The organism is Streptomyces sp. ISL-87 (assembly GCF_018614095.1).
Taxonomy (GTDB): Bacteria; Actinomycetota; Actinomycetes; order Streptomycetales; family Streptomycetaceae; genus Streptomyces.
This window is the reverse complement of the sequence record NZ_JAGGOY010000029.1, coordinates 76,304-91,347: the sequence shown is the minus strand read 5'-3', so window position 1 is coordinate 91,347 and position 15,044 is coordinate 76,304. Positions and strand designations below refer to the sequence as shown.

At 71.4% G+C, this 15,044-nt stretch carries 14 protein-coding genes, 1 tRNA gene and 1 pseudogene; 7 read left to right on the top strand and 9 right to left on the bottom strand.

Features of this window, described 5'->3' with window-relative positions; all coding sequences use genetic code 11:
* Nucleotides 1-51: 51 nt before the first annotated feature.
* The gene (hutU, locus tag J7I97_RS11155) at nucleotides 52-1,734 is read right to left on the bottom strand and encodes a urocanate hydratase (RefSeq protein ID WP_214933340.1); all 1,683 of its coding nucleotides are present in this window, start codon (nucleotides 1,732-1,734) and stop codon (nucleotides 52-54) included.
* Between the two features lie 104 nt (nucleotides 1,735-1,838).
* Here hutU and J7I97_RS11150 point away from each other — a divergent pair, with 104 nt between their 5' ends.
* On the top strand, nucleotides 1,839-3,179 hold the full coding sequence (locus J7I97_RS11150; RefSeq protein WP_214933338.1) for a diaminopimelate decarboxylase: 1,341 nt from the start codon (nucleotides 1,839-1,841) through the stop codon (nucleotides 3,177-3,179).
* A 62-nt stretch (nucleotides 3,180-3,241) separates the two neighbouring features.
* Here the strand turns inward: J7I97_RS11150 and J7I97_RS11145 are convergent, their stop codons facing one another.
* The 3 genes from J7I97_RS11145 to J7I97_RS11135 all read right to left on the bottom strand — a co-directional run bounded on the left by J7I97_RS11145 (nucleotide 3,242) and on the right by J7I97_RS11135 (nucleotide 4,677).
* Nucleotides 3,242-3,655, bottom strand: a complete 414-nt coding sequence (locus J7I97_RS11145; protein WP_214933336.1) for a DNA-binding protein — start codon at nucleotides 3,653-3,655, stop codon at nucleotides 3,242-3,244.
* Nucleotides 3,637-3,921, bottom strand: a complete 285-nt coding sequence (locus J7I97_RS11140) for a hypothetical protein (protein ID WP_214933334.1) — start codon at nucleotides 3,919-3,921, stop codon at nucleotides 3,637-3,639. Before J7I97_RS11140 ends, J7I97_RS11145 begins: the two co-directional genes overlap by 19 nt.
* A gap of 222 nt (nucleotides 3,922-4,143) precedes the next feature.
* On the bottom strand, nucleotides 4,144-4,677 hold the full coding sequence (locus tag J7I97_RS11135; protein ID WP_214933332.1) for an NUDIX hydrolase: 534 nt from the start codon (nucleotides 4,675-4,677) through the stop codon (nucleotides 4,144-4,146).
* Between the two features lie 343 nt (nucleotides 4,678-5,020).
* Here J7I97_RS11135 and J7I97_RS38355 point away from each other — a divergent pair.
* Nucleotides 5,021-5,155: pseudogene (locus J7I97_RS38355) on the top strand (FAD-dependent monooxygenase); the annotation flags it as partial.
* 251 nt (nucleotides 5,156-5,406) lie between these two features.
* On the top strand, nucleotides 5,407-6,165 hold the full coding sequence (locus J7I97_RS38350) for an NAD(P)/FAD-dependent oxidoreductase (protein ID WP_308369234.1): 759 nt from the start codon (nucleotides 5,407-5,409) through the stop codon (nucleotides 6,163-6,165).
* 26 nt (nucleotides 6,166-6,191) lie between these two features.
* Here J7I97_RS38350 and J7I97_RS11125 read toward each other — a convergent pair whose 3' ends face one another.
* Nucleotides 6,192-7,034, bottom strand: a complete 843-nt coding sequence (locus J7I97_RS11125; RefSeq protein ID WP_214933330.1) for a MurR/RpiR family transcriptional regulator — start codon at nucleotides 7,032-7,034, stop codon at nucleotides 6,192-6,194.
* A gap of 731 nt (nucleotides 7,035-7,765) precedes the next feature.
* Complete coding sequence (locus J7I97_RS11120) at nucleotides 7,766-9,154, bottom strand: cystathionine beta-synthase (RefSeq protein ID WP_214933379.1); 1,389 nt, start codon at nucleotides 9,152-9,154, stop codon at nucleotides 7,766-7,768.
* Between the two features lie 134 nt (nucleotides 9,155-9,288).
* Between J7I97_RS11120 and J7I97_RS11115 the strand changes: the two genes are divergently transcribed.
* From J7I97_RS11115 to J7I97_RS11105, 3 genes are all read left to right on the top strand, one after another.
* Nucleotides 9,289-10,383 carry an SGNH/GDSL hydrolase family protein gene (locus J7I97_RS11115; RefSeq protein ID WP_308364527.1) on the top strand — a complete coding sequence of 365 codons (1,095 nt, stop codon included), beginning with the start codon at nucleotides 9,289-9,291 and terminating at the stop codon, nucleotides 10,381-10,383.
* Nucleotides 10,384-10,433: 50 nt separating this feature from the next.
* Nucleotides 10,434-11,654: an acetyl-CoA C-acetyltransferase gene (locus J7I97_RS11110; protein ID WP_214933326.1), complete on the top strand. Its 1,221-nt coding sequence runs from the start codon at nucleotides 10,434-10,436 to the stop codon at nucleotides 11,652-11,654.
* 539 nt (nucleotides 11,655-12,193) lie between these two features.
* Nucleotides 12,194-13,009 (top strand): hypothetical protein, encoded by an 816-nt coding sequence (locus J7I97_RS11105; protein ID WP_214933377.1) that lies wholly within the window; start codon nucleotides 12,194-12,196, stop codon nucleotides 13,007-13,009.
* On the opposite strand, the gene J7I97_RS11100 is transcribed toward J7I97_RS11105, so the two are convergent.
* The gene (locus tag J7I97_RS11100; protein ID WP_308369230.1) at nucleotides 12,993-13,394 is read right to left on the bottom strand and encodes a hypothetical protein; all 402 of its coding nucleotides are present in this window, start codon (nucleotides 13,392-13,394) and stop codon (nucleotides 12,993-12,995) included. The genes J7I97_RS11105 and J7I97_RS11100 overlap by 17 nt on opposite strands.
* Before the next feature lie 101 nt (nucleotides 13,395-13,495).
* Between J7I97_RS11100 and J7I97_RS11095 the strand changes: the two genes are divergently transcribed.
* Nucleotides 13,496-13,726: a DUF4287 domain-containing protein gene (locus tag J7I97_RS11095; RefSeq protein ID WP_214933322.1), complete on the top strand. Its 231-nt coding sequence runs from the start codon at nucleotides 13,496-13,498 to the stop codon at nucleotides 13,724-13,726.
* Between the two features lie 142 nt (nucleotides 13,727-13,868).
* On the opposite strand, the gene J7I97_RS11090 is transcribed toward J7I97_RS11095, so the two are convergent.
* Nucleotides 13,869-14,726 carry a Bax inhibitor-1/YccA family protein gene (locus J7I97_RS11090; RefSeq protein WP_214933320.1) on the bottom strand — a complete coding sequence of 286 codons (858 nt, stop codon included), beginning with the start codon at nucleotides 14,724-14,726 and terminating at the stop codon, nucleotides 13,869-13,871.
* 136 nt (nucleotides 14,727-14,862) lie between these two features.
* A tRNA-Leu gene (locus tag J7I97_RS11085) sits at nucleotides 14,863-14,944 on the bottom strand.
* Nucleotides 14,945-15,044 lie beyond the last annotated feature (100 nt).

Genomic DNA, 15,044 nt, shown 5'->3' with positions numbered 1-15,044 from the left:
GCCCCGCCGGGGCCGAAGCCCCGGCGGCCGGGTGTGCGGAGGAGTCCGTGCTCACGCGTCGCCCTCGCGCATCGGGATGCGGACGCCGCGCTCGTCCGCCACCGACTCGGCGATGTCGTAGCCGGCGTCGACGTGGCGGATGACGCCCATGCCGGGGTCGTTGGTGAGGACGCGGCGGATCTTCTCGCCGGCCAGCGGGGTGCCGTCGGCGACGGTGACCTGGCCGGCGTGGATCGAGCGGCCCATGCCGACGCCGCCGCCGTGGTGGATGGAGACCCAGGAGGCGCCGGAGGCGACGTTCACCATGGCGTTGAGGAGCGGCCAGTCGGCGATGGCGTCGGAGCCGTCGAGCATGGCCTCGGTCTCGCGGTACGGGGAGGCCACCGAGCCGCAGTCGAGGTGGTCGCGGCCGATGACCAGCGGGGCGGCCAGCTCGCCGGAGGCGACCATGTCGTTGAAGCGCTCGCCGGCCTTGTCGCGCTCGCCGTAGCCGAGCCAGCAGATGCGGGCGGGCAGGCCCTGGAAGTGGACGCGCTCGCCGGCCATCTTGATCCAGCGGTGCAGGGACTCGTTCTCCGGGAAGAGTTCGAGCATCGCCTTGTCGGTCTTGTGGATGTCCGAGGCCTCGCCGGAGAGCGCCGCCCAGCGGAAGGGGCCCTTGCCCTCGCAGAACAGCGGGCGGATGTAGGCGGGGACGAAGCCGGGGAAGGCGAAGGCGCGGTCGTAGCCGGCCAGCTGGGCCTCGCCGCGGATGGAGTTGCCGTAGTCGAAGACCTCGGCGCCGGCGTCCATGAAGCCGACCATGGCCTCGACGTGCTTCGCCATCGACTCGCGGGCGCGGGTGGTGAAGCCCGCCGGGTCCTTGGCGGCGTAGGCGGCCATGTCGTCGAAGTCGACGCCGGTCGGCAGGTAGGCGAGCGGGTCGTGCGCGCTCGTCTGGTCCGTCACGATGTCGATCGGGGCGCCCTCCGCGAGCATCTGCGGGAGCAGGTCGGCCGCGTTGCCGAGCAGGCCGATGGAGAGCGGCTTGCGGGCGTCGCGCGCCTCGACGGCGAGCTGGAGCGCGTGCTGGAGGCTGTCGGCCTTCACGTCCAGGTAGCGGTGCTCGATGCGGCGCTCGATGGCGCGCGGGTCGACGTCGATGCAGATCGCGACGCCGTCGTTCATCGTCACGGCGAGCGGCTGGGCGCCGCCCATGCCGCCGAGGCCGGCGGTGAGGGTGATGGTGCCGGCGAGCGTCCCGTTGACCCCTCCCTTACCAATTGAATGCAGCTTCGCTGCGACCGCCGCGAAGGTCTCGTAGGTGCCCTGGAGGATGCCCTGCGTGCCGATGTAGATCCACGAACCGGCGGTCATCTGCCCGTACATGGTCAGGCCCAGGTTCTCCAGGCGGCGGAACTCCTCCCAGTTGGCCCAGTCGCCGACCAGGTTGGAGTTCGCGAGCAGGACGCGCGGCGCCCACTCGTGGGTCTGCATCACGCCGACCGGGCGGCCGGACTGGACGAGCATCGTCTCGTCCTGCTTGAGGGTCTGGAGCGTGCGGACCATCGCGTCGTACGAGCGCCAGTCGCGGGCGGCCTTGCCGGTGCCGCCGTAGACGACGAGCTTGTCGGGGTGCTCGGCGACCTCGGGGTCGAGGTTGTTCTGGAGCATCCGCAGTGCGGCCTCCTGCTGCCATCCCAGGGTGCTGAGCTCGGTACCTCGCGCGGCACGCACGGGGCGGGGTCCTGACATGGCGGTGCCTCCTCCGATGTTGGTCAATCCATTCACATCCTCGCTGGATGAATAGATCCAGTCAACAGCTGCGGGCGGACGCGCCGGATGATTGGCTGAGGGACATGGCTGCCGAGACGCACACGGAAGGCGCCGCCGAGCGCCGCGACCTGGCCGTACGGGCCGCGGTCGAGCAGGGCCTGCTGGACTCCGATCCCGTCGCCTGCCTACTGGACGTGGCCGGGATCCGGGCCTCCGCCGCCGCCCTGACCGGCGCGTTCGCCGCCGCGCTACCGGCCGGCACCCCCGTCCTGCACGCCTTCGCCGTCAAGGCCGCCCCGCTCGTCCCGGTCCTGCGGCTGCTCGCCGACACCGGGCTCGGCTGCGAGGTGGCCAGCCCGGGCGAGCTGGCGCTGGCCCGGGCGGCGGGGCTGCCCGCGGGGCGGACCGTCCTGGACTCCCCCGCCAAGACGGTGGCCGAGCTGCACGAGGCGCTGGCGCTGGGCATCGCCGTCAACGCCGACAACCGGCAGGAGCTGGAGCGCCTGGACGCCCTCGTCGCGTCCGCCGCCACCGCCTCGCCGCTCGGGATGCGGATCAACCCGCAGACCGGCGCGGGCACCATCGGGGCGCTGTCCACCGCCACGGCGACGTCGAAGTTCGGGGTGCCGCTGCGGGATCCGGACGCGCGCGAATGGCTCGTACGGGCGTATGTGGAACGGCCGTGGCTGACCCGGCTGCACACCCACTCGGGCTCGCAGGGAGTGCCGCTGCCGCTGATCGCGGAGGGCGTACGGGAACTGCACGCGCTGGCCGAGGAGATCAACGCGGCGGCCGGGCGCCGCCAGGTCGACACCCTCGACATCGGTGGCGGCCTGCCGGTGAACTTCACCTCGGACGAGCAGACCCCGACGTACGCGGACTACGTGTCCGCCCTGCGCGAGGCGGTACCCGCCCTCTTCGACGGCTCGTACGGCCTGGTCACGGAGTTCGGGCGGTCCCTGCTGGCCAAGCACGGGCTGGTGCTGGCGCGGGTGGAGTACACGAAGTCCGCCGGGGGCCGCCCGATCGCCGTCACCCACGCGGGTGTCCAGCTGGCCACGCGGACGGTGTACGCCCCGGCGGCATGGCCGGTGCGGATCCTCCCGTACGACACCAAGGGCACCCCGCGCACCGGCCCCCCGGTCCCCCAGGACATCGCGGGCCCGGCCTGCTTCGCGGGCGACCTCCTGGCCACGGGACGGGAACTGCCGCTGCTCGCCCCCGGCGACGTGATCGCGATCCCGGACACGGGCGCGTACTTCTTCACCGCCCACTACGGCTACAACAGCCTCCCGCGCCCGGCGATCCACGGCTTCACCCTGTCGCCTGCCGGCGGCGCCCGCTTCACGGAGGCCCGGCCGGCACAGAGCTTGCGGGAGATCGTGGCGGAGGGGGGCGGGGGAACGGGCGATGCGTTGCTGTGAGGGGGGCGAGGTGGTGGGCGGGGTACCGGCGTATCAGTGGATATCGGCACCCGGTGAACGCCTCAGACGCCGACGATGTGCACTCGACTGCCGCAGAGTTTCGTCATGTCGTCGACATCCGAGGTGAGGAGGACTACGGGGCGTCGCTGCCGCAATGCGGCCTCCGCGACGGCTGCGTCGATCGCGTACTTGTGACCGTGGAGCCCCGCCTCCATCAGGAGCGCCGAGGCGGCTCGCGCCTCCTCGTCGCCTACGGAGATGACTCGTACACCGGAAAGAATCCAGTTCAGCCGAGCCTTGTCGGTCCGCGCATGCACAGCCTCGATGATCGTGAGTGCGCACAGCACCACTTCCATACCGCGGCTGCGCGCTTCCGCGACGAGGGCCACCACGGGCTCTTCGTCGTTGAGCAGCTTTGACAAGCCCTCGCTGTCCAGAAGCAAGGTGCCTTCGCGGGTCAGCTTGCGGCGGGCCATTCGTCACCCTCCGCAAAGACCTCGTCGAAGACCAGCCTGGCTGCCTCTTGGGACTCTGCGGTGAGAGGGCCTCGTCGCAGCTCATAGTCGGCCAGGTACTCGTCAAGGATCTGGCCCCGCAGCTCACGCTCGACCGCCGCAGTGACGAATGCGGAGAACTCGCGCTTACCCACCCGCGCCCGAATCGCCTCAGCCGTCCCCTCGGGCAACGAGAGACTCACTCTGGCCGCCGGCCCCTCGCCAATGCCGTACGTCGTCTCAGACACCCTTCCAAAGTATCAAACAAGTAGGAAACGCGCACAATGATCACGCGCCTCTCTGCCCGGCCACAGACGGCCGCCGGACACTGAGAAAAGAGGAGCGCGTAGCGATACCGGTGGCCGGGCACCTTCGCGAGTACGAGTACTACGAGCAGCTTGCGCCCCATCGCGAAGTGCCGGCCGCGGTTGCCTTGAGGCCCGTCTACGTGAGGTGCTGCCGACCCCCGGTCAGCGGATCCCTTCGTCCATCAGAACGTAGAGGAGGCCGACGAGGGAGCCACTGCTGACGATCTCGCGGCGGTCGATCATGCCGCGGATGTTCGCCAGCGGGATCCACTCGATGCGGTCCGACTCGTTCTTCTCGGTCGGCGGCCCCTCGTACGTCGCACCGTCGGCACGGAACAAGTGGTGCTGGGAGTCCGTGATGCCGTTGGCGGGCTCGGCGTAGACGAGGGGCTTCATCGGCCCCGGGCGCCAGCCGGTCTCTTCGAGGACTTCGCGGGCGGCAGCCTCTCCCGGGGTCTCGTCCGCTTCGACCAGGCCCATAGGGAGTTCCCAGGCCCAGGCGTCCGTGATGAAGCGGTGGCGCCACATCATAAGGACCTCTTGGCGGTCGTTGAGGACGGCGGCCACGGCCAGGTGGCGAAGCTTGACGACGTGGTGTTCCCAACGGTAGCCGTCCGGCGTTTCAATGTCGGTGAGCCACAGGTTCACCCACTTGTTCTCGTAGATCGGACGTTCCCCGTGGATCTTCCACTGCATCGCTGCGGCCCTCTCGATCGGCCTCCAGCATCGCAGAGCAGAGCCGGACTACGGCCAGGTTCAGGCAAATTCACGTCAGAGTGACGAGATTCCGCAAGAGATGAATCGCGCTCGGTGAGCGGGTCCCCCGCCGGTGGGGGACCGGCGGCGGCGGTGAGGCGCCCCGAGGGCGGGGAACGAGCACGTCAGGCACAAGAGGGACGCTTCTCGCGGCACCCCCAAACCTTCTCTGATACCGCCCGCTCGGCTCCCGACCCCACCTGCCGGCCCAGGTCTTGGCCCCGCCCGACAGGCTTCCGCCCTCGGCCCCACCCACGCCGTTGGCCCACCGTAGGAGGCCCCGATGACCCGCACCTCCGCACTCCCCGCCCGCACCGAGGTCGCCATCGTCGGCGCCGGCCCGACCGGCCTGGCGCTCGCCGTGACCCTCGCCGAGGCCGGCATCGGCTTCGTCCTCCTCGACAAGCAGGCCGAGGGTGCGAACACGTCCCGCGCCGCCGTCGTCCACGCCCGCACCCTGGAGGTCCTCGACGAGCTCGATCCGACGGGGAAGCTCTCCGGCGAGCTGATCGGGCGCGGAATCCCGGTCTCCCGGTTCCGGATCCGCGACGGCGCCCGCCCGCTGACGGCCATCCCCTTCGACGGGCTGCGCACCGCCCACCCGTACGCGCTGATGCCCGCCTCCGCGCCCTCGGCGGCGACGTCCACCGCCCCTACGAGGTCACCGCCATCACCCACGACGGGGACGGGGTCACCCTCACCACCGCCACCGGCGAAACCCTGCGCGCCGCCTACGCCGTCGGCGCCGACGGGATGCACAGCGTCGTCCGCGAGGCCGCCGGAATCGGCTTCTCCGGCAACGCGTACGGAGAGTCCTTCGTCCTCGCCGACGTCGTCATGGACTGGGCCCCGGGCCCCCGCGAGGTCTCCCTCGCCTTCGGCGCCGCCGGGCTCACCGTGGTCGCCCCGCTGCCCGGGGGCACCTCCCCTGCCGCAGGCCACGGTGCAGGGCACTACCGGATCGTCGCCACCGTTGCCGAGGCCCCGGCCGAGCCGGACCTCCGCTTCGTCCAGGGCCTGCTCGACGAGCGCGTCCCCGGCCAGGCCACCGTCACCGAGCTCGCCTGGTCCTCGCGGTTCCGGATCCACCACCGGGTCGCCGACCGCTACCGCGCGGGCCGGCTGCTGCTCGCCGGCGACGCCGCGCACGTGCACAGCCCGGCCGGCGGCCAGGGCATGAACACCGGCATCCAGGACGCGTACGCCCTCGGCCGGGCGATCGCAACGGGAGACCTCGACGGCTACGAAGCGCGCCGCCGCCCCGTCGCGCGGCGGGTGGTGGCCCTGACCGACCGGATGACCCGGGTCGCGACCACACGCAACCCCGCCCTGCGCGCCGTACGCAACACCCTGCTCCCGCTCCTGGGGCGCGTCCCGGCGCTGCGGCGCCGCCTCGCCACGGAACTGGCCGAACTCAACTACCGCTGACCAGCTGACTACTCGACAACCGCTGACTACTCGACGAACAGCCCCCGCGCGGCGGCCCGCGCGTCGAACGCCTCCAGCCGCGCCTGCGCGTCGGGCAGCGCGTCCGCCATCGCCTCCAGCAGCACCCGGCCGAGCAGCATCGGCGCACACGCCGTGTCGAAGGCCAGTCCGGTCCCGACCGGGGCCGGGATCAGCAGATCGGAGTGCCGGGCCACCGGGGCGAAGGCCGAGTCGGCGACCGTCACCACGGTCAGCCCGGCCGCCCGCCCGTGCTCCAGGGCCTCCGCCACCTCCCGGGGATGCCGGGGCAGCGCGAAACACAGCAGGGCCGAGGCCCCGGCGGCGACGGCCGCGTCCATCCGGTCGGCGAGCATCGAGCCGCCCTCGTCGAGGAGCCGTACGTCGGGGTGCACCTTGGCGGCGAAGTACGCGAACCCGCGCGCCTGCGAGGACGCGGCCCGCAGCCCCAGCACCGGCAGCGGGGTCGACCCGGCGAGCAGCCGCCCTGCCTCCTCGACGGGCGCGGGGTCGGCGAGCATGGCCGACAGCCGGCGCAGGTTCTCGATCTCACCCTGGACGGCCTGCTGGTATTCGTTGTACGAGGTCTCCCGCTCGGCGCCGGCCTGCTGCGCGGGGGCCACCTCCCGCAGGTGTCGGCGCAGCGCGGGATAGCCGTCGAAGCCCAGCGCCACCGCGAAGCGGGTCACGGACGGCTGGCTCACCCCGGCCAGCTCGGCGAGCTCCACGCTCGACAGGAACGGCACCTCCGCCGCCCCGCGCACCATGCAGTGCGCGATACGCCGCTGGGTCGGCGTCAGCCGGTGGCCCTCGAACAGCTTCTGCAGCCGCGCGGCCGGGCTCTCGCTCATCCCGCCCCCTCCGTCCCCGTGAAATATTCAGTCACCGAGCACTCTGCATGCGCTTATGCAGGACGGCAAGTGACGGACCACCCCTCGGGATACGGAGTCCGGCGCCCCGGCAACCCACGTTTTGAGGCGCGGGGTCCGGAGCCGAGCACCAGAGGCCCGCACAAAAACCAGCCCCGCCGGCGTTTGAGGCGCGGGGTCTGGGGCGGAGCCTCAGAGGCCCGGCGGATGCCGGGGGCGCTTGCGCAGCGGCGCCGCACAAATTCAGCCCCGCCGGCGCTTGAGGCGCAGCGGCTGCCGGGCAACGGCGGGAAATCCCGCCTCGGGGGCCAGGCCCAACCCGGTCAGCGCCCGGCAAGGGAAATGGCGGGGACCGCCGCACCCCGGTTGCCCGGGGGCGGGACGACGGCGGTCCCCGCGAAGGACACGGGCCGGGTCAGGGCCGTCCGCGTCCATGGCGTCCAACGCGGTCCGGGAGCCGCTCCGGAAGTACGTCAACGCCAGTCGGTGCTGCCGGCCGGTGCTCCCGGTTTCCCGGGTCTCCCTGCCGACAACCACCACTGTGCCGGAGCGGTGTTAAGCCGGTGCTGCCGTCACGTGTCGGGCCCGTACCGTTTGCGCGACGGGCGCGGTACCGGCCGGCCAGGCAGGCCGCCGGGGGGGCACCGGGGGGCCACCGGCGGCGGGCCGGGGCCGGAGCCCCCGCCCGACCCCTCACCGACGCGTCGCAGGGGCTACTTCGAGCCCTTGGCCAGGAACGCGAGCAGGTCCTGCCGGCTCACCACACCCGTCGGCTTGCCTTCGACCAGCACGATCGCCGCGTCCGCCTCGCCGAGCACCGCCATCAGCTCCGACACCGGCTCGCCCGAGCCGACCTGCGGCAGCGGCGAGCTCATGTGCTTCTCCAGCGGGTCCGTCAGCGAGGCCCGCTGTGCGAACAGCGCCGCCAGCAGCTCCTTCTCGACCACCGAGCCGATGACCTCGGCCGCCATCACGTCCGGGTGACCCGCGCCCGGCTTGACGATCGGCATCTGCGAGACGCCGTACTCGCGCAGCACCTCGATGGCCTCGCCGACCGTCTCCTCGGGGTGCATGTGGACCAGCGACGGAATCGTGCCGCCGGCCTTGTCCGCGAGCACGTCCCCGATGCGGGCCGCGGGACCGGCCTCCTCCAGGAAGCCGTGCCCGGCCATCCACTCGTCGCTGAAGATCTTGCTCAGGTAGCCGCGGCCGCTGTCCGGCAGCAGGACGACGACCACGTCGTCCGGGCCGAGCCCCTCGGCCGCCTTCAGCGCGGCCACGACCGCCATGCCGCAGGAGCCGCCGACCAGCAGGCCCTCCTCCTTGGCCAGGCGGCGCGTCATCTGGAAGGAGTCCTTGTCGGACACCGCGATGATCTCGTCCGTCACATCGGGGTCGTACGCGGTCGGCCAGAAGTCCTCACCGACGCCCTCGACGAGGTACGGGCGGCCCGAGCCGCCGGAGTAGACCGAGCCCTCGGGGTCGGCGCCGATGACCTTGACCTTGCCGCCGGACACCTCCTTCAGGTAGTTGCCCGTGCCCGAGATCGTGCCGCCCGTGCCGACGCCGGCCACGAAGTGGGTGATCTTCCCGTCCGTCTGCTCCCACAGCTCGGGACCGGTGGTCTCGTAGTGCGAACGGGGGTTGTTCGGGTTGCTGTACTGGTCGGGCTTCCAGGCGCCCGGCGTCTCGCGGACCAGGCGGTCGGACACGTTGTAGTACGAGTCCGGGTGCTCGGGGTCGACCGCGGTCGGGCAGACCACGACCTCCGCGCCGTACGCGCGCAGCACGTTGATCTTGTCCAGGGAGACCTTGTCAGGGCAGACGAAGATGCACTTGTAGCCCTTCTGCTGGGCCACGATGGCGAGTCCTACACCCGTGTTGCCACTGGTCGGCTCCACGATGGTGCCGCCGGGCTTGAGGGCTCCGCTCTGCTCGGCGGCCTCGATCATCCGAACGGCGATCCGGTCCTTCACGGATCCACCGGGATTGAAGTACTCGACCTTCGCAAGGACGGTGGCCCGGAGGCCTTCGGTCACACGGTTGAGCTTCACCAGCGGGGTGTTGCCGACGAGGCTGATCATCGAGTCGTGGAATTGCACCATGTTCTCCAAGGAGGGGACTCCACGGGTTCTCCGGGAGGCACCGCCAGAGTATGCGGAAAGGGATTGGCTGACCGGCAGTACGGGGCAGGTAGCTCATCGGGGCCAGGCAGAACAGCGAGGTGGCTTGCAGGGTGTCCAGAGCGAGGACTGCCCGCCGGATCGCGGCGGGCGCGGCATACGGCGGGGGCGGGCTGGGGCTCGTCGGCGCGGCCGCGGTGGGGCTGGTACTGGCTGAGGTCCAGTTTGCCAAACGGACGGTGGGAACGGGGCTGCCGGACCCGCCGCGCGCGGACGGCCTCTACGGCAGTGAGTTCGGCGGGCCCGAGCTGAGCCCCGGCCCCCTGCGGCTGGCCATGCTGGGCGATTCCACGGCCGCCGGGCTGGGCGTACGGCGCGCCCGTCAGACCCCGGGCGCCCTGCTGGCCTCCGGGCTCGCGGCGGTGGCGGAGCGGCCCGTGGAGCTGCGCAACGTGGCCCTCTCGGGCGCCATGTCGGACGACCTCGACCGCCAGGCGGGGCTGCTCCTCGACTCCGACGCCCCGCCCCCGGATGTGGCGGTGATCATGATCGGGGCGAACGACGTGACCCGCCGGATGCCGCCGACCCAGTCGGTGCGCCTCCTCACCTCGGCCGTACGCCGCCTGCGGCTCGCGGGCTGCGAGGTGGTGGTCGGCACCTGCCCGGACCTGGGCACGATCGAGCCGGTCTACCAGCCGCTGCGCTGGGTGGCCCGACGGGTCTCGCGCCAGCTGGCCGCCGCCCAGACGATCGGCGTGGTCGCGCTGGGCGCCCGTACGGTCTCCATGGGCGACCTGCTGGGCCCCGAGTTCGCGGCGAACCCGCGCGAGATGTTCGGCCCGGACTCCTACCACCCCTCGGCCGAGGGATACGCGACCGCCGCCATGGCCGTCCTGCCCACGCTCTGTGCCACGCTCGGAGTCTGGCCCGAGTCCGACCGGCTGGACCACACGCGCGACGAGGACCTGCTGCCGGTGGCCGAGGCCGCCTCGGCCGCCGCGGGCCAGGCCGGCACGGAGGTCACCGCCGCCCGCGCCCCCTGGGCCCTCCTCAAGCACCGGCGCCGCCGGCGGATGCCCACCGCCCCGGACATCGGCCAGCCGGGAGACCGCGAGGAGGCGGCCAAGGCCGTGGAAGCCAAGGCCAAGCCCGGGAAGCGACCCTCATCACACGCCAAGGCCGGTGACCTCGACGGTACGGGGCGGTAACTTCGCATGCGGTCCCGGTACGAGCCGCAACTCACCCCCTTGGAGCCCCGATGCCCGAAGCCGTCATCGTTTCGACCGCCCGCTCTCCCATCGGGCGCGCCTTCAAGGGGTCCCTCAAGGACGTCCGGCCGGACGACCTGACGGCGACGATCATCCAGGCCGCCCTCGCCAAGGTCCCCGAGCTGGACCCGCGCCAGATCGACGACCTGATGCTCGGCTGCGGCCTCCCCGGCGGCGAGCAGGGCCACAACCTGGGCCGCATCGTGGCCGTGCAGATGGGCATGGACTACCTGCCTGGCACCACGATCACCCGTTACTGTTCCTCCTCGCTCCAGACCTCCCGCATGGCGCTGCACGCCATCAAGGCGGGCGAGGGCGACGTCTTCATCTCCGCGGGCGTCGAGATGGTCTCCCGGTCGGTCAAGGGCTCCTCCGACGGCCTCCCGGACACCCACAACCCGCTCTTCGCCGACGCCGAGGCCCGTACGGCCGCCGTCGCCCAGAGCGAGGGCGCCTCGTGGCACGACCCGCGCGAGGACGGCCTGATCCCCGACGCGTACATCGCGATGGGGCAGACCGCCGAGAACCTGGCCCGCCTCAAGGGCGTGACCCGCCAGGACATGGACGAGTTCGGCGTCCGCTCGCAGAACCTGGCCGAGGAAGCCATCAAGAACGGCTTCTGGGCCCGCGAGATCACCCCGGTCACCACCCCGGACGGCACGGTCGTCTCGACGGACGACGGCCCGCGTGCCGGGGTCACCCTGGAGGGCGTCCAGGGCCTCAAGCCCGTCTTCCGCCCCGACGGTCTGGTCACCGCGGCCAACTGCTGCCCGCTCAACGACGGTGCCGCGGCGCTGGTCATCATGAGCGACACGAAGGCCCGCGAGCTGGGCCTGACCCCGCTGGCCCGGATCGTCTCCACCGGCGTCACCGGCCTCTCCCCCGAGATCATGGGCCTGGGCCCGGTCGAGGCGTCCAAGCAGGCACTGAAGCGCGCCGGGCTGACCGTCGGCGACATCGACCTGTTCGAGATCAACGAGGCCTTCGCGGCCCAGGTCATCCCGTCCTACCGGGACCTGGAGATCCCGCTGGAGAAGCTGAACGTCAACGGCGGGGCCATCGCCGTCGGTCACCCGTTCGGGATGACCGGTGCCCGCATCACCGGCACCCTGATCAACAGCCTGCAGTTCCACGACAAGCAGTTCGGTCTGGAGACCATGTGCGTGGGCGGCGGCCAGGGCATGGCCATGGTCATCGAGCGGCTGAGCTGAGCCTGAGCGGAGGGTAGGGGCCGTCGCGAAGCGGCGGCACCTGCCCGCAGCGGTGGCGAAGGTCAGCGCGACCAGGGGAGAGAGCGGCTGAGCTGAGCCTGAGCGGAGGGTAGGGGCCGTCGCGAAGCGGCGGCACCTGCCCGCAGCGGTGGCGAAGCTCAGCGCGACCACGGGAGAGAGCGGCTGAGCTGAGCCTGACCCGTTGCGGAGAGTAGGGGCCGTTGCCGTGCGAGCGACGGCCTCCTATTCGATCAAGACGGGAGCCCAGATCCCGCAAGGAATCCGCTCGATCCCTTGCGCCGTACTGACGCCGGATCTAATCCCGTCGCGGCCGACCTGTGACCGAATCTCCCCCAGGATGTGACCTTTGTCCTGGGGGATCGGCATTTGCCCAGGTCAGGTGGCATCCACCCGAGGCTCCTGGGACGAAAGACCTGTCCAATTCATGACGTAATGCACTGCATGCCATTCCCAGGTCGGGTCAAGCTGATGTAGGAAGTCGGGGGATCGAATCAATCAGGAGTTAGTCAGTGAGCGCCATGTCTCTTGCCCTGCTGCTGACCACGGCCGCTGCCACGGCCGTGGGCGCTGCTGCGCTGCACGCCGTACACGGACTGCGTAAGCAGGTCACGGCCCTGCGCGGTGAGCTGGCGGTGCCGGCGCACCCGCGTGGTGCGAGCGTCCCGCACGCCCGCAGCGCCGTGGAATCGCCCGCCGCCGAGATACGGGCCGCCGTGGCCGAAGCCCTCGCCGAGGAGCGCGAGCGCGAGCTGGCCGAGGCGCGGGCCTTCTGGGCCGCGCAGGAGGCGCGTGACGCCGCCGACGCGCCCTCTCTGCTGGGCGGTCTGCCGGGCCTGGGCGAGGACAGCCCGGTCTTCCTGCCCCGGCAGGCGGACCTGGTCGGTCTGGACCCCGTGCTCGGCGACGACCTGGCCGACGAGTACCCCGCGTACCCGGAGGATTCCGCCGAGCTGGCCGCCGCCCGCCGGCGCCACCCCTCGCACCCCGACTTCGTTCCCGTGCAGGCCTCGCACCCCGGCGCCGACCACGAGCGCACCGTCAGCCGCCTGGAGGAGCTCGCGGAGGCCCGTACGGCCCTCGCGGACGTCCGCCCCGGCCCGCTGGGCACGCTCGACGTGTACGTCTTCACCGACGGCACCACGCTCTGTATGACCCCGGGCCACCGGGAGACCGCGGAGCGTCTGGCCGAGGCCCTGCGCTCGGGCACCGCGCCGGTCCTGCTCGGTGGCTCGGGCATCTCCGGTGCCTACGCGCTGACCTTCTCCTGCGGTGACTCCGAGGACCCCGACAGCAACGTCTACATCCTCGCGGACCGCGTCATCGCATCGCTCTGACTTCCGCCTGCTCCACCAGCCGCACGGCCTCGTCCAGCATCTCGGACGGGGCCTTCGCGCTGTCCCCGCCTCCCCCGCCGTCCCCGCCGTCCCCGCCGTCCCCGCCGTCCCCACGGCCCCCGGCCGGTACGGCTCGCAGTGCCTCGGCGAGGTCCAGCCCCGCGACCGCCACCTGGTCCCCGACCACGAAGACGCCCGCGTCCGGCATCTCCCGCGCCGGAGCCGCCCCCTCCGGGGCCTCCAGCCGCTGGGCCCGGACGGCCAACTCGCGGGCCAGCTCAAGCGCCTCGGCTGCGGCCCCCCGCTGGAGGCGGCTCTGCGGGGCGGCCCTCAGCCGGTCGGCGAAACGTTCCACGGCGGTGGTCAGGGGTGAGGTATCGAGCACCCGGCCGACCTTACGCGCCGCCCGGGCACCATTGCCAACAGGCGAACTCTCCGGCACGGTGGCGTGAAGAGAACAGCACGGCGATACCTCCGGAGGCGCCCATGTCCGTAGAGTTCTCCGAGCAGACACACCGCAACATGATCGACAGAATCCCCCTCACCACCGGTCGTGAACTCACCGACTGGCTCCGTACCGTGGACGACGGCCCCTCCCTCGTCCGGTTCGAGGAGAAGGTCAGCTGGCTGCGCGGCGCGCACGAGCTCTCGTACGGCCAGGCCAAGGCGATCATCCACGAGTACGACCTGCGCAGGGCCGCGAGAAAGTTCGGCTGAGCCCCCGCCCCTCCCTCACCGTCCCCCACCCGACCCCTGTCCCCTGTTCCCCCTCCTAGACGCGGGAAGGCCCCGCGAGCGGTGTGCTCGCGGGGCCTTCCCCATGCTGTCGCGGCGCGTCGGCGCCGCCTCACCGGTACGACTAGTCGTTGCCGGAGAGGATCTGGACCAGCCGCAGCATCTCCAGGTAGATCCACACCAGGGTCATGGTGAGGCCGAAGGCCGCCAGCCATGCCTCCTCGCGCGGGGCGCCGTACGCCACGCCGTCCTCGACCTGCTTGAAGTCGAGGGCGAGGAAGCAGGCGCCGAGGATGACGCCGATGACACCGAAGAGGATGCCGAGGCCGCCGCTGCGGAAGCCGAGGCCGTCACCGCCCGCGAAGAGCGTGAAGAGCAGGTTGACGACCATGAGCAGCATGAAGCCCATGGCGGCGGCCATCACGAAGCCGTAGAAGCGGCGGGTGACGCGGATCCAGCGCATCTTGTACGCGAAGAGCACGCCCGCGAAGACGCACATCGTGCCGAGTACGGCCTGGACGACCGCGCCGGCGCCGATGTAGGTGCTGGTGGCGGAGCTGATGACGCCGAGGAAGACACCCTCGAACGCCGCGTAGCCCAGGATGACCGCCGGGGTGGGCTTGCGCTTGAAGGACTGGACGAGCGCCAGGACGAACGCGACGAGCGCGGCGCCGATGGCGATGCCGTACGACTTGTTGAGATTGGCGGCGTCGACGGGCAGGGCGATCCAGGCGATGGTCGCCGTCAGGATCACCGTGCCGAGCGTCATGGCCGTACGGCTCACGACGTCGTCGATCGTCATCGCGTTGGTGCGGACCGGGGCCTGGGGCATACCCGTCGCCGGGTCGGTCGCGTACGGGTTCGTCGCATACGGGTTTGTCGCGGTCCCGGCCTGCGCCTGGTACTGCGCGTCGAAGCCCGCGTAGCCGCCGGCGTCGCGGCTGAACCCCCGTCGCGAGAAGACCGGGTTACTGCTCCTCATCTCACTCCTCCATGGCCACCGGGCGCGGCCTTGCAACAAGAGTAATGCGTTCGCAAAGAAAGCACCCTACTGCTGAAGGAGGATCTTAGGAGAAGGCATGGCAAAGCGCAGGGGATAAAAAGGACCACTGCGGGAGTGCCCGGAGCCGGACTTGAACCGGCACGGCCCGAAGGCCAGCGAGGTTTAAGCTCGCCGTGTCTGCATTCCACCATCCGGGCAAGACCCAGCAGCCCCCGCACAAAAGCTGTGAACGGTGTGCTGAGCCTATCCGGAACGCCCTGCTCGTCAGGTGGCCGTCATTCCGATGTTGTCTGATTT

Coding starts and splice junctions, on each gene's coding strand:
- hutU (WP_214933340.1), bottom strand. CDS start 1,734: ATGTCAGGACCCCGCCCCGTGCGTGCCGCGCGAGGTACCGAGCTCAGC.
- J7I97_RS11150 (WP_214933338.1), top strand. CDS start 1,839: ATGGCTGCCGAGACGCACACGGAAGGCGCCGCCGAGCGCCGCGACCTG.
- J7I97_RS11145 (WP_214933336.1), bottom strand. CDS start 3,655: ATGGCCCGCCGCAAGCTGACCCGCGAAGGCACCTTGCTTCTGGACAGC.
- J7I97_RS11135 (WP_214933332.1), bottom strand. CDS start 4,677: ATGCAGTGGAAGATCCACGGGGAACGTCCGATCTACGAGAACAAGTGG.
- J7I97_RS11125 (WP_214933330.1), bottom strand. CDS start 7,034: ATGAGCGAGAGCCCGGCCGCGCGGCTGCAGAAGCTGTTCGAGGGCCAC.
- J7I97_RS11110 (WP_214933326.1), top strand. CDS start 10,434: ATGCCCGAAGCCGTCATCGTTTCGACCGCCCGCTCTCCCATCGGGCGC.
- J7I97_RS11105 (WP_214933377.1), top strand. CDS start 12,194: ATGTCTCTTGCCCTGCTGCTGACCACGGCCGCTGCCACGGCCGTGGGC.
- J7I97_RS11095 (WP_214933322.1), top strand. CDS start 13,496: ATGTCCGTAGAGTTCTCCGAGCAGACACACCGCAACATGATCGACAGA.
- J7I97_RS11090 (WP_214933320.1), bottom strand. CDS start 14,726: ATGAGGAGCAGTAACCCGGTCTTCTCGCGACGGGGGTTCAGCCGCGAC.